General features: G+C 54.4%; 11 protein-coding genes and 1 riboswitch. Of the genes, 8 read left to right on the top strand and 3 right to left on the bottom strand.

Going from position 1 to position 13455, the window contains the following annotated elements:
* The first annotated feature begins 6 nt into the window (after nt 1–6).
* Nucleotides 7–396, top strand: coding sequence for a competence type IV pilus minor pilin ComGG (gene comGG / locus A0V43_RS10045; RefSeq protein ID WP_012820555.1), 390 nt, complete (start codon nt 7–9; stop codon nt 394–396).
* 45 nt (nt 397–441) lie between these two features.
* Nucleotides 442–621, top strand: coding sequence for a YqzE family protein (locus A0V43_RS10040; RefSeq protein ID WP_011231910.1), 180 nt, complete (start codon nt 442–444; stop codon nt 619–621).
* Between the two features lie 102 nt (nt 622–723).
* Here A0V43_RS10040 and A0V43_RS10035 read toward each other — a convergent pair whose 3' ends face one another.
* Both A0V43_RS10035 and A0V43_RS10030 read right to left on the bottom strand, forming a co-directional pair.
* Nucleotides 724–1518: a YqhG family protein gene (locus A0V43_RS10035; RefSeq protein WP_042380976.1), complete on the bottom strand. Its 795-nt coding sequence runs from the start codon at nt 1516–1518 to the stop codon at nt 724–726.
* Nucleotides 1505–3169, bottom strand: a complete 1665-nt coding sequence (locus A0V43_RS10030; RefSeq protein WP_063193028.1) for a DEAD/DEAH box helicase — start codon at nt 3167–3169, stop codon at nt 1505–1507. The genes A0V43_RS10035 and A0V43_RS10030 overlap by 14 nt, the downstream gene beginning before the upstream one ends.
* A gap of 219 nt (nt 3170–3388) precedes the next feature.
* Nucleotides 3389–3477: riboswitch (glycine riboswitch) on the top strand.
* 187 nt (nt 3478–3664) lie between these two features.
* Here A0V43_RS10030 and gcvT point away from each other — a divergent pair.
* The 4 genes from gcvT to A0V43_RS10010 all read left to right on the top strand — a co-directional run bounded on the left by gcvT (nt 3665) and on the right by A0V43_RS10010 (nt 9107).
* The gene (gcvT, locus tag A0V43_RS10025) at nt 3665–4759 is read left to right on the top strand and encodes a glycine cleavage system aminomethyltransferase GcvT (protein ID WP_013144750.1); all 1095 of its coding nucleotides are present in this window, start codon (nt 3665–3667) and stop codon (nt 4757–4759) included.
* Between the two features lie 35 nt (nt 4760–4794).
* Nucleotides 4795–6141 (top strand): aminomethyl-transferring glycine dehydrogenase subunit GcvPA, encoded by a 1347-nt coding sequence (gene gcvPA, locus A0V43_RS10020; protein WP_063193027.1) that lies wholly within the window; start codon nt 4795–4797, stop codon nt 6139–6141.
* Nucleotides 6134–7606, top strand: a complete 1473-nt coding sequence (gene gcvPB / locus A0V43_RS10015) for an aminomethyl-transferring glycine dehydrogenase subunit GcvPB (protein ID WP_012820559.1) — start codon at nt 6134–6136, stop codon at nt 7604–7606. The genes gcvPA and gcvPB overlap by 8 nt, the downstream gene beginning before the upstream one ends.
* A gap of 313 nt (nt 7607–7919) precedes the next feature.
* Nucleotides 7920–9107: an ROK family transcriptional regulator gene (locus A0V43_RS10010; protein ID WP_128578016.1), complete on the top strand. Its 1188-nt coding sequence runs from the start codon at nt 7920–7922 to the stop codon at nt 9105–9107.
* A gap of 56 nt (nt 9108–9163) precedes the next feature.
* Here the strand turns inward: A0V43_RS10010 and A0V43_RS10005 are convergent, their stop codons facing one another.
* Nucleotides 9164–9538, bottom strand: a complete 375-nt coding sequence (locus tag A0V43_RS10005) for a rhodanese-like domain-containing protein (protein WP_012820561.1) — start codon at nt 9536–9538, stop codon at nt 9164–9166.
* Between the two features lie 210 nt (nt 9539–9748).
* Here A0V43_RS10005 and A0V43_RS10000 point away from each other — a divergent pair, with 210 nt between their 5' ends.
* Nucleotides 9749–10585 (top strand): lipoate--protein ligase family protein, encoded by an 837-nt coding sequence (locus tag A0V43_RS10000; protein WP_063193026.1) that lies wholly within the window; start codon nt 9749–9751, stop codon nt 10583–10585.
* 253 nt (nt 10586–10838) lie between these two features.
* Nucleotides 10839–13412, top strand: a complete 2574-nt coding sequence (locus A0V43_RS09995) for a vitamin B12-dependent ribonucleotide reductase (protein WP_063193025.1) — start codon at nt 10839–10841, stop codon at nt 13410–13412.
* The last annotated feature ends 43 nt before the right edge of the window (nt 13413–13455 follow it).

Raw genomic sequence — 13455 nt, 5'->3', positions numbered from 1 at the left:
GGGGAAATGGGTCGACAAGATGGCGTCATGTTTCCGATTGTGGCTGTTGTTTCTTTGTTGCTTGTCTTTTCTGTCATGCATGTCTTGCTCCTCTATGAAGCGGAACGACAGGCGGCTTATGCGGCCCGGCAGGCAGCCGAGGCGGACGAGCTTGTGCAGATGGCCGTGTTTGACGTAAAAGAACGCATCGCATCAGCAGATCCGTCGACCGCGGGAGAGGCTGGGGAATGGACCTATCCGCGCGGAATGGCCGCCTACCGGTGGGTGCGGGAAGATGCAGCGCACGTTCGGGTTTCTTTGTCCATCCGTTCGGCCTCTGGGCTGAGGCGCGCTGTCATGTTTACTGTCACGCTTCCGGCGCTTCATATTGTCGAATGGAGCGAGCAAAACGGTTAAAAGAGGAAAGAAGCGGAAAAACTAAAAGAAAAAAGGGGGGATTTGATGGCGGTCAATGATTATGTCAAGTTTGTCACCCAACAATTTGTCGCCTACATGGACTTGCCGAAAGAGGAGCGGAGGCAGCGGCGTCAGGTGCGGAAACAAGAGCAGCTTCCGCTTTCATACCGATTGTTTGGCATGGTGCCGCTTTCGCTTCGCTTGCTGTTTCGGCGCCGCCCGTAGCAGCCGCCCGCTGGCCTAGGCCGGCGGGCGGTTTTCGTGCCGACGGAAGGGGGTTCGTCGGTTTGAGCGTTCCGAGTCGGATGGACCCATCTCGGAGTTGATTCACGATGAGCGGGGCAGCAAATAAAACAGTCCGCCGTTGATGACGGAAACGGTGATGCGCGGCTTGTACTGCTTTTCCAACGCTTCCTTCTCAATATAATAGCACTCCGGCTTTTCTTCGCAGTCTTTGTAAAATTCATCAAGCAACGCCAAATCGTCGGCCCAGCGTCGGCGCGCCTCATCCGCCCACGCATGGTCGTCGGCGGCGATGCGGCTGCGTATGTATTGCTCGAGACGGCCGATGCCGCTTCTCGGCTTAATGAGCGGGGAGATGGTGAAACAGTAATCAGGGATTTTCGGCGTCAGCCGTCGCTCGCGCATCCGCTCATGAAACGACTCGACGATCGTTCCGCTAATGAGATGAAGACCAAGGGAGACGATTTCATCTTTTTTTCGGTCGCATTCGTACGAAATCGTGACGTTCATGCCGAGCCATGGATGGAGGGCGGCGTTGCCGTCCAAAGGCGCGCTTGGCTCCTCATACAGGCGGATGAAGCTGCCGCGTTTTTGCGCTGAGCGGAACAGCTGGTGCAGCCGGGGAGCGCCGAAATGGAGGCGCTCGCCTTTGAGTTTGTCCGTCCGCTCGCTCGCGCGGGTGATGAGCGTCAGTCGCATCGGCTGCGGGACGCCGCCTGTCCGTTCAATATAATGCCAGTAAAACGGCCGATTCATCAGCTCTTTGTCCATTTCTGCCGTCAGCTGCACGGTAAGGTAGTCGTCGCTTGCTTCCACAAACGTGCAGCCGTTGGCGGCAAAATAGCGTTCGACAAAGCGGCGGATTTCATGTTGCTGCATGCCGCTCTCCTCCTTCCTTTCCGAGCTGCTCCGCCAGCTCGATCATCGCGACGATGTTTTCCATTTTGATTTTCATCTCCCCTTCGCTCCGTGAATGAACGAAGGCGTCTTCGAAGTAGCGCTCCAGGTTGGCGAGGTTCATTTTCGCCAAAATGTCGTCCAGCTCGCCGACGACTCGTTCGAACAGGCGGATTTTTTCGTACAGAAGCGTTAAAATATGTTCTTCGACCGTCTGTTTGACAGCGAAGTTATAAATGTAGACGTCATCCGTCTGCCCGAGCCGGTGGACGCGGCCGATTCGCTGCTCAAGGCGCATCGGGTTCCACGGCAAGTCGTAGTTGATGACATAGCGGCAAAACTGCAAGTTGATGCCCTCGCCGCCCGCCTCGGTGGCGATGAACACTTGGGCGTGGTGTTTAAACAGTTCCTGCATCCAGTCTTTTTTGCCGCGCCGGAAGCCGCCGCGAAACGGAACGGACGAGATGCCGTGCTGCTTTAAAAACCATTGCAAGTACAGCTGCGTCGCCCGGTATTCCGTGAAAATAATGACTTTGTCATGAATGGAACGGATGAGCTCGAGCGCTTTTTCAGCCTTTGAATTCGTCTTGACGGCGTTGATTTTTTCCAATACGCGTTCAAGCGGCTCTGGAACCGCTCCGCCGCATTTATCGATCATGTTTTTGATCGTGAGAAACAGCGCCTCGCGGCTGCTGCACGCCTCGCGAAGAAGCGTGATGAGCGAAAACGAGCCGGCGAACGATTCGCGGCGGAGCGCCTTGACCGCTTCATACAGTTCCCGTTCCTCATTCGTAAACTCGATCAGCACCGGTTCAACGTGGCGCTTCGCCCATTCGATCGGCGTATCGGCGCGGCGGTTGCGGATCATCACTTTGTTGACGAGCGCTTTTAAATGGTCGTTCGTCTGTACGGCCCGCGTTTTTCCGTACGTTTTGGCAAACTGTTCCGAGCTGCCTAAATGACCGGGTTTCAACAGCGAGACGAGGTTGAAAATTTCTTCGATCCGGTTTTGGATCGGCGTCGCGGTCAGGAGCAAACAAAACTTCTTTTTTAAATTTTGCACAAACTCGTAGTTTTTCGTTTTGTTATTTTTCAGTTTGTGCGCCTCGTCGATGATGATCATGTCGTACGACTGCCCGTAGATGATGTCACGGTGCGGCGGTTTTTTCGCCGTGTCGATCGAGGAAACGACGATATCGCACTGCTCCCAGACGTAGCTCTTTTTCTGCTGGACGGCCGGGATGAAAAATTTTTCGTTCAACTCTCTCACCCATTGCGAAACAAGGGAGGCGGGAACGAGAATCAGCGCTTTTTTCACAAGGCCGCGAATCATATATTCTTTTAAGACGAGCCCGGCCTCGATCGTTTTTCCAAGCCCGACTTCATCCGCCAAAATGGCTTTGCCGTTCATCTCCTCGACGACGCGGCGCGCCACTTCAAGCTGGTGCGGAAGGATCGTCAAGTGGGGCAGGTGTTTGGGCGCCTGCAAGCCATGAAATTCTGGGACGCTTAAATGATGGGCGGCCTCAAGCGCCAGTTCGTACATTTCCCAGCTCGCCCACGGACCGTCTTTTTCGACGCGTGCCAAAAATTCCTCCTTCCATGTTTCATCCATTTCAAGGTCAATGTTCATGGCGATCCCCTTCCCTTGTTGCGAATGTTTATATAGATTGCATGTGGTATGTTGGGTAAAACAAGAACATTATTATGACTAATTGCCATGAAAGTTCGATTATTTCCTATTGCCCTTTGACTGTGATTGATGGTAGTATAAATTTAGAACATTCTCATGACTCGTTGATCATGGTGTTTGTTAGTATGCCCGATATGGAAACAATTTATTGATGGGCGGATGACGGCAAGGGGAGAGACTACGGAATGTAGCGCCGAAGGAGCAAGCGGAAACGCGAATCTCTCAGGCAAAAAGACTCTTGCTTGACGCAGCTCTGGAGAGCGCCTGCGTTCACGCAGGCCACCCAAGAGGAAACCGATCGGCCCCATGGACCGCGAACGGACGCGCCAAACGGGCCGGCGGGAAACTTTCAGGTGCCAGGACAGAGCCCCCTTACTTGTTGATAGGGGGAAGTCTGTCCTTTTTTGTGTGACGTGGATCAAAGGAGGGAATCAGATGCTAAAGCGCACGCCCCTATTCTCGGTGTACGCCCGTTACGGCGCCAAAACGATTGAATTTGGCGGCTGGGAAATGCCGGTGCAGTTTTCCAGCATAAAGGAAGAACATGAGGCTGTAAGAACGCGCGCCGGGCTGTTTGACGTCTCCCATATGGGGGAAATTGTCGTCCGCGGCCGTGGGAGCCTCGCGTTTTTGCAAAAGCTCATGACCAATGACGTCGCCAAACTGCGGCCCGGCCGGGCGCAATATACGCTCATGTGCTATGAGGACGGCGGCACAGTCGATGATTTGCTCATCTATCAAAAAGGAGAGAATGACTACTTGCTGGTCGTCAACGCGGCGAATACGGAAAAAGACTTCGCTTGGCTAAGCGGGCATGTTGAGGGCGACGTCGAGCTTCAAGATGTATCGTCCGAAACGGCTCAGCTTGCCTTGCAAGGGCCGGCAGCGGAGCGCGTCTTGCAGCGATTGACGGATTTTGATTTGGCGGCGCTGCGCCCGTTTTCATTCGCTGACGGCGTCGAAGTCTCGGGCGTGAAGGCGCTCGTTTCGCGCACCGGCTATACGGGGGAAGACGGGTTTGAGCTATATTGTAAAGCGGAAGACGCCGCCGCGCTATGGGAGGCGATCCTAGCGGCCGGAGCTCGTGACGGCGTTCTCCCATGCGGACTGGGGGCGCGCGATACGCTCCGCTTTGAAGCATGCCTGCCGCTTTACGGTCAAGAGCTGTCCGACTCGATTTCACCAGTTGAAGCCGGGCTTGGTTTTGCCGTCAAAACGGAAAAAGAGCCGCCGTTTATCGGCCAAGCTGTATTGAAACGGCAAAAAGAGGAAGGGCCGCCGCGCCGGCTCGTCGGCATTGAAATGATCGACAGAGGCATTCCGCGCCACGGATACCTTGTATTTGCCGACGGCGAAGAGGTCGGGTTCGTCACGACCGGCACGCAGTCGCCGACGCTGAAGAAAAACATCGGCTTGGCCTTGGTGAAAGCGGATGTGGCTGCCATCGGCCGGGAGGTGGAGGTGGACATCCGCGGCAAGCGGCTGAAAGCGAACATCGTGCCGATTCCGTTTTACAGGCGGGCCAAGTGACGATTCCAAAGCGACAAGGAAAGGGGAAAAACGCAGTGCTCCATCGTTATTTGCCGATGACGGAAGAAGACAAACAGGAGATGCTGAAGACGATCGGCGTTGCCTCGATTGACGACTTGTTTGCCGATATTCCAGAACAAGTCCGCTTCCGCGGCGAGCTGAAGGTGAAACCGGCCAAATCCGAGCCGGAGCTGTGGAAAGAGCTTGCGGCCTTAGCGGAAAAAAACGCCAGCGTAAAACAATACGTTTCCTTTTTAGGAGCCGGGGTGTACGACCATTATATTCCGGCTGTCGTCGACCATGTCCTGTCGCGCTCTGAATTTTATACGGCCTATACGCCGTATCAACCGGAAATTTCCCAAGGCGAGCTGCAGGCGATTTTTGAGTTTCAAACGATGGTGTGCGAGTTGACCGGCATGGATGTCGCCAACTCATCGATGTACGACGGCGGCACGGCGCTTGCCGAAGCGGTGCTTCTTAGCGCCGCGCATACGAAGCGGAAGAAAGTGCTCATCTCGACCGCCGTTCATCCGCAATATCGGGAAGTCGTGCGTACGTACGCCAAAGGACAGAAGCTCGAAGTGAAAGAAATTCCGTATGACGGCGGCATCACCGATCTTAAGGCGCTTGAAGCGGAAATGGGGGATGATGTGGCGTGCGTTGTCGTCCAATACCCGAACTTTTTTGGTCAAATCGAGCCGCTGAAAGCGATCGCGCCGCTTGCGCATGAAAAGAAAAGTTTGTTTGTCGTCGCCAGCAACCCATTGGCGCTTGGTGTGTTGACTCCACCCGGAGCGTTTGGCGCCGACATTGTGGTCGGCGACATGCAGCCATTTGGCATCCCGACGCAATTTGGCGGCCCGCATTGCGGCTATTTCGCTGTCAAAGCGCCGCTCATGCGCAAAATTCCAGGCCGTCTTGTCGGGCAGACGACCGATGAGGACGGGCGCCGCGGGTTTGTCTTGACGCTTCAAGCGCGCGAACAGCACATCCGCCGCGATAAGGCGACATCCAACATTTGCTCCAATCAAGCGTTAAACGCCTTGGCCGCTTCCGTTGCGCTGTCGGCGCTTGGCAAGCGGGGCGTGAAAGAAATGGCGGCGATGAATATGCAAAAAGCGCATTATGCGAAGGTGGAACTTGAAAAGCGCGGACTGTCGTCGCCGTTTGCCGGTCCGTTTTTCAACGAGTTTGTCGTCCGGCTTGGACGACCGGTTTCTGATGTGAACGATCGCCTGCTCGAAAAAGGAATCATCGGCGGCTATGACCTTGGGGCTGACTATCCGGAGCTTGCCGGTCATATGCTTGTTGCTGTCACCGAACTGCGGACAAAAGAAGAAATCGATCGGTTTGTCAATGAATTGGGGGATGGCCATGCGTAACGATCAACCGCTCATTTTCGAACGAAGCAAGCCGGGGCGCATCGCCTACAGCCTGCCAGCGCTTGACGTGCCGGCTGTCGATGTCAGCGAGCTCGTGCCGGCCGATTATCTTCGCACTGAAGAGCCGGAGCTCCCGGAAGTGTCGGAGCTTGACTTAATGCGTCATTATACGGCGCTCTCGAAACGAAACCACGGCGTCGATTCCGGGTTTTACCCGCTCGGGTCGTGCACGATGAAATACAATCCGAAAATCAATGAAAACGTCGCCCGCCTCGCCGGGTTTGCTCACATTCATCCGCTTCAGCCAGAGAAAACGGTGCAAGGGGCGCTTGAGTTGATGTACGACTTGCAAGAGCATTTAAAAGAAATCACAGGCATGGATGCGGTCACCTTGCAACCGGCGGCCGGCGCCCACGGCGAATGGACCGGGCTGATGATGATCCGTGCTTACCATGAAGCAAACGGCGACTTCAACCGGACGAAAGTGATCGTCCCGGATTCAGCGCACGGCACGAACCCGGCGTCGGCAACGGTCGCGGGTTTTGAGACGGTGACGGTCAAATCGACCGCCGATGGACTTGTCGATTTAGAGGACTTAAAGCGCGTCGTCGGTCCGGATACAGCGGCGCTTATGCTCACGAATCCGAACACACTCGGGCTGTTTGAAGAGCATATTGTCGAAATGGCCGAAATCGTCCACAAAGCCGGCGGCAAGCTGTATTATGACGGCGCGAATTTAAACGCGATTCTTGGCAAGGCGCGCCCGGGGGACATGGGCTTTGACGTTGTTCATTTGAACTTGCATAAAACGTTCACCGGCCCGCATGGCGGCGGAGGCCCAGGCTCGGGCCCGGTCGGGGTGAAAGCCGACCTCGTTCCGTTTTTGCCGAAGCCGGTCATCGAAAAAGGGGAAAACGGTTATTACCTTGATGATGACCGTCCGCAATCGATCGGCCGCGTCAAGCCGTTTTACGGCAATTTCGGCATCAATGTTCGGGCGTACACGTACATCCGCTCGATGGGGCCGGACGGCTTAAAAGCGGTGAGCGAATATGCGGTGTTAAACGCCAACTATATGATGCGTCGGCTTGCTGAGTATTACGATTTGCCGTATGACCGCCATTGCAAGCACGAGTTCGTTCTCTCTGGCCGCCGGCAAAAGAAACTCGGTGTCAGAACGCTCGACATCGCCAAGCGACTGCTTGATTTCGGGTTTCATCCGCCGACGATTTACTTCCCGCTCATCGTTGAAGAATGCATGATGATCGAGCCGACGGAGACGGAGTCGAAAGAGACGCTCGACGCGTTTATTGACGCCATGATCCAAATCGCCAAAGAGGCGGAGGAAAATCCGGAAATCGTTCAAGAAGCGCCGCATACGACCGTTGTGAAGCGACTTGATGAAACGACCGCGGCGCGCAAGCCGATTTTGCGCTATCAAAAACCAAAACATAGCGACAACTGATGTTTGAGCATTGATGAGCGCTCGCTCCCTAACGGAGCGGGCCGTTTCTTTGTACGACGGATGAGTCATTGACAGAAATGTCGAATTAGTTTATTATATAAACTAAGATCAAGAAAGAAAAAGCATGTGTCCATATGGAGAAGTTAGCCTTAACAGTCGGTGCACGGGCGCCTGACGGCTTGGGCGAAAAAGCTGATGGTCAAGAGTCGAACACGGCAGGAATCGACGGATGCAGCAACCGCCATAATAGCGAGGCGCCCCTGCCCTTTCGCAAGACACATTCGATCAATCAAATGAAAAGGATGACAGAGACGTGCGGACAGGAAACATTTCTCTTGTAAAAAAAATGAATAAACAGCTCGTCTTAAAATTGATTCGCGACCAGCATCCGATTTCGCGCGCCGATATCGCCAAGACAACCGGATTGAACAAGGCCACTGTCTCCGCGCTTGTTGACGAACTGATCGCCGAGCATTTCGTCCATGAAAGCGGAATCGGCGAGTCAACCGGCGGGCGCCGGCCGCTCATGCTTCGCTTCAACGCCGACGCCGGCTCGCTTATCGGCGTTGAGCTGGGGGTGAACTATTTGTATGCCGTGTTGACCAATTTAAACGCGGACATTCTTTGGGAGCAACGGCGTTCGTTCCGCCCGTCTGAAGGACAGGAGGCGATCATCGGCGAAATGATGGAGCTCATCGAGGCGGCCATCCGCCGGGCGCCGGCGACGCCGTACGGCGTGATGGGAATCGGCATCGGCGTGCCGGGCGTCGTCCATACCGAAAGCGGGACCGTTGTGTTTGCTCCGAACTTGCGCTGGGACGATGTCGCCTTGGCGGCTGTTTTGCGGCAACGGTGGCCTGAGCGTCCTGTCATTGTCGAGAATGAGGCGAAACTGGCGGCGCTTGGAGAAAAGTGGTTCGGCGCCGGCAACGAGTTCGTCCACTTTGTTTACATCAGCGCCGGAATCGGCATTGGCGCCGGCGTCGTTCTTCACCATCAGCTCTATCGGGGTGTCAGCGGCCTAGCTGGTGAAATCGGCCATCATACGATCGATGTCAACGGCATTCGCTGCAGCTGCGGCAACATCGGTTGCTGGGAAATGTATGCGTCGGAAAAATACATTGAACGCCGTTTGGCTGAAGAAGGGCGTTCCGAATGGCTCGATGAACGCTTTTCCATCGCTGCGATGGCGTTGGCAGCAGAAAGCGATGAACAGCTGGCGCGCATTTTGGAGGAAACAGGGCGCTATCTCGGCGTTGGATTGTTGCAGGTGATTTATGCGTACAATCCAGAAGCGGTCATCATCGGCGGCCCGCTTGCCCAAGCGGGCGAGTATGTGATCGGTCCGGCGCGCCAAGAAGTGAGAAAGCGAATTCTCGTCAAAAAAGAAAGCGAGCCGTCCATCATCTCCTCCAAGCTGAAAGAGAAAAGCTGCGCCATCGGCGCGGCTGCTTCGGTGCTTGAGGCGGTCGTCCTGCCGCCGGAATTTGCGGCGGTCTAGCGCATGCGAAAAGAGGCGCCTGCCTGTTTCGGCAGAGCGCCTTTTTGGTTAACGGGCTACGCTTTTTTCTTCACTTTCCCGGTCCATGTTTTAAATCCGCCTTTTAAATGGTACAAGTCGCGGTATCCTTTTCGGTAGAGCATTTGCGCGGCCCGCCCGCTGCGCAGTCCGTTTTGGCAGTACAAATAGATCGGCTGGTCTTTGCGCAATTCTTTCATGCGCACGCGAAGCTGCGTGAGCGGGATGTTGCGCGCCCCTAAAATATGTCCAGCCGCAAACTCATCCGGTTCGCGGACATCAATCAATTGCGCTTTCCGGTAGCCGGCGCGGAATTCTTCTTCCGTCAACGATTTGACAATTCGTCTTTGCCAAATGTATGTGATCACCGAATAAATGATGATCGCGCCGAGAATAATGAGCAATGCTTCCACCCCATCATGCCTCCCTTCGCTTCGTCTGCTATTTCCTATTATATAAAGTCGCCGCCGGGAAGCAAAGAGATTTTCGCCATGCCATTTTTCTTTCCTTCACCGGCGTTGTTTGCTAAACTAATAAAGGCGGCCAAAAGCGTCCCGCCCCTTGGCGGTGGTCGACAAGCCGCCGCAGCGTTTAGAGTATGGAACAATAGAGAAGGTGGAACGATGGCAAAAGAAGTATGGCGCTTTATCGATTCCGGCTATTGCCCGCCGGCGTTCAATATGGCGCTCGATGAGGCGCTTCTCGATTGGCACAGCGAAGGCAAAATTCCGCCGACGATCCGCTTTTACGGCTGGAATCCGCCGACGTTGTCGATTGGTTATTTTCAAAAAGTGGAGAAAGAAATTGATTTAGAGGCGGTGAAACGGCACGGCCTCGGCTTTGTCCGTCGGCCGACCGGCGGGCGCGGCGTCCTGCACGATAAAGAATTGACATACAGCGTGATCGTCTCCGAGTTGCACCCGGCGATGCCGAAGACGGTGACGGAAGCATACCGCGTCATTTCCCAAGGCATTTTAGAGGGATTTCGTTATCTTGGATTGGATGCGTATTTTGCCGTGCCGAGGACAGAAGAAGAGAAAGCCGATTTGCGCAGCCCGCGTTCGGCTGTTTGTTTTGACGCGCCGTCATGGTACGAACTTGTCGTTGAGGGGCGGAAAATCGCCGGCAGCGCGCAAACGCGGCAAAAAGGCGTCATTTTGCAGCATGGTTCGATTTTGCTCGATTTGGACGAAGACTTGCTGTTCAGCTTGTTTAAATATCCAAACGAGCGGGTGAAAGAGCGTCTGCAGCGCGATTTTAAAAAGAAGGCGGTCGCGATCAATGAGTTGACGAGCCGCACGGTGACGATCGAGGAAGCGAAAGAGGCGTTTTACAAAGGATTTGAAAAAGGATTGAACATCGTATTGGAACCGTACACGCTCACCGCCGAAGAGCGGGCGTACGTCGAAGAGCTGGCGCGGACGAAATACGAAAGCGACGAATGGAACTTCAAGCGCTGAGCAGCGACGCGGTAAATCGTTCGTTTTCCGGCAAAAACAGCGGCACTCCCCGTTTTTCTCCGCTTTTCGCCTTGTTTTGTTTTTTTTTGCTTGACAAAATGAAATCATTTGTTCTCTTTAACAATATATAGTATGATTTTCGTAAAAAATCATACTATATATTGTTTTTTTCTGTTTGATATGGTAAGGTAGAGAAGACAGGACAACTTTGCCAAAAACATGAGAGATTATATAAAAGAGGAGAGATAGGAGAATGACGGTGGCGTCATCCGAAAAAATGAAGATCAATATTGACAAGCTGAACGAGGATATCCGCCTATTTCCGCAAGTGCATCCGATTACGCCGGATATGCACATCACCCATAAAGGCGTATCCCGTTTGGTCATGCTTGACCGGTATTCATTCAAAGATACGGAGAAGCTGACGCTCACACCGGGCGACTTCGTCGTGTTGACGATCAAGGAGGATCCGAAATTCCCGGCACGAGGGCTCGGGTTTATCGTCGACATCGATTGGGAGGCGAAAAAGGCGCGCGTGTTGATTGAAGACGAATACCGGCACGTGCTCGAAGGGGAAGAGGCGGAGACCGGCATTGTGGTTCGGTCGCTCGACATTATTGATAAGCCGCTCGAGATTTTCTATGAGCAAATCGCCAAGCGCAATGCGACCGGGCTGGCGGCGGTGGAAAAGACGGAAGAAAAGCGGAAAGAGTGGTTCGAAAAGTTTTATCAAGAGCTCGCAAGCTTGAATTTTGTTCCGGCCGGCCGCGTGTTGTACGGGGCGGGTTCGGGCAAGGAAGTGACGTATTTCAACTGCTATGTGATGCCGTTTGTGAAAGACTCGCGCGAAGGAATTTCCGAACATCGGAAGCAGGTGATGGAAATCATGAGCCGCGGCGGCGGCGTTGGGACGAACGGCTCGACATTGCGGCCGCGCCATACGCTTGCGCGCGGGGTGAACGGCAAATCGTCCGGGTCGGTCTCATGGCTTGACGACATTGCGAAGCTGACCCACCTTGTTGAGCAAGGTGGCTCCCGCCGCGGCGCCCAAATGATTATGCTGGCCGACTGGCACCCGGACATTATCGAATTCATCGTCTCGAAAATGCAAAACCCGCGCATTTTGCGCTACCTGCTCGAAAATATGGAAGACGAAGGCATCAAAAAAGCAGCGCGCGACAAACTGAAATTTACGCCGCTCACCGAGCGGGAGCGGGCGATGTACGAAGCGATCGTCCGCTACAAAAACGCGCCTGACTACGGCGGTTTCACCGAAGACATCATCAAAGACGCCGAAGAAAAACTGCGCACCGGCGGTACATATACGGTACACAACCCAGACTTTTTGACCGGTGCGAACATTTCCGTCTGCTTGACGAAAGAGTTCATGGAAGCGGTCGAAAAGGACGAAGAATACGCGCTCCGCTTCCCGGACGTGGAAACCTATTCCGAAGAGGAAATGCGCATTTACAACGAAAAATGGCATGAAGTCGGCGATGTACGCGAATGGGAGAAAATGGGCTATCGCGTCCGCGTCTACCGGAAAATCCGCGCCCGCGAACTGTGGAAGCTGATCAACATTTGCGCGACGTATTCGGCCGAGCCGGGCATTTTCTTCATCGACAACGCCAACGAAATGACGAACGCCCGCGCGTACGGGCAAAAAGTTGTTGCGACCAACCCGTGCGGGGAACAACCGTTGGCACCGTATTCGGTGTGCAATCTGGCCGCCATTAACTTGGCGAACATGGTCGACAAAGAACGGAAGGTCGTGGACTACGAAAAACTGAAACGCACGGTCGAAATCGGGGTGCGGATGCAAGACAACGTCATTGACGCCACGCCGTACTTCCTTGAGGAAAACAAAAAACAAGCGCTCGGCGAGCGCCGCATCGGCCTTGGCGTCATGGGGCTTGCAGACTTGCTCATTTACTGCGAAAAAGCGTACGGCTCTGAGGAAGGAAACCAGCTTGTCGATGAGCTGTTCCGCACGATCGCCACGACCGCATACCGGGCATCGATCGAGCTGGCGAAAGAAAAAGGCAGCTTCCCGTTTTTGGTCGGCGAAACGGAGGAAGAGACGCGCAAGCTGCGTGAAGCGTTCATCAACACTGGCTACATGAAACGGATGCCGGAAGATATTCGTCAAGATATTTTGAAATACGGCATCCGCAACTCGCACTTGCTGACGGTGGCGCCGACGGGATCGACAGGGACAATGGTCGGCGTCTCAACCGGGCTTGAGCCGTACTTCTCGTTCTCGTACTACCGGAGCGGGCGCTTGGGCAAATTTATCGAAGTGAAAGCGGACATCGTCCAAGAATATTTGGACAAACATCCGGAAGCCGATCCGAACCACTTGCCGCCTTGGTTTGTGACGGCGATGGACTTGCCTCCGGAAGCGCACGCCGATGTGCAGTGCATCATTCAACGCTGGGTCGACTCGAGCTTGTCGAAAACGGTCAACGCGCCAAAGGGCTACACCGTCGAGCAAGTGCAAAAAGTGTACGAGCGTTTATGGCGTTGCGGTGCGAAAGGCGGAACCGTCTATGTCGACGGCAGCCGCGATGCGCAAGTGTTGACGTTAAAGGCTGAGGAGAATCGGATTGAAGAGCAACTTGAACTGCTTCCAGAGGAGCTCGAGGAAAAAGAGACGAAACGCGCCGTTGTGCTTGTGGATACGATTCAAGATGTGCGCGCCACCGATGTGACGATTGGTTCGGAAGTTGGCAATATTTGTCCGATTTGCCGCGAAGGGACGGTCGAAGAGATCGGCGGCTGCAACACGTGCACCAACTGCGGCGCGCAGCTGAAGTGCGGCCTGTAATGGTGATACGGATGGGTTTGGATGGATGAAACGCTGGTTTCCG

Source organism: Geobacillus sp. JS12 (assembly GCF_001592395.1).
Lineage (GTDB): Bacteria > Bacillota > Bacilli > Bacillales > Anoxybacillaceae > Geobacillus > Geobacillus zalihae.
Note: the sequence above shows the minus strand (reverse complement) of the source record. Positions and strands in the feature narration are given on the sequence as shown.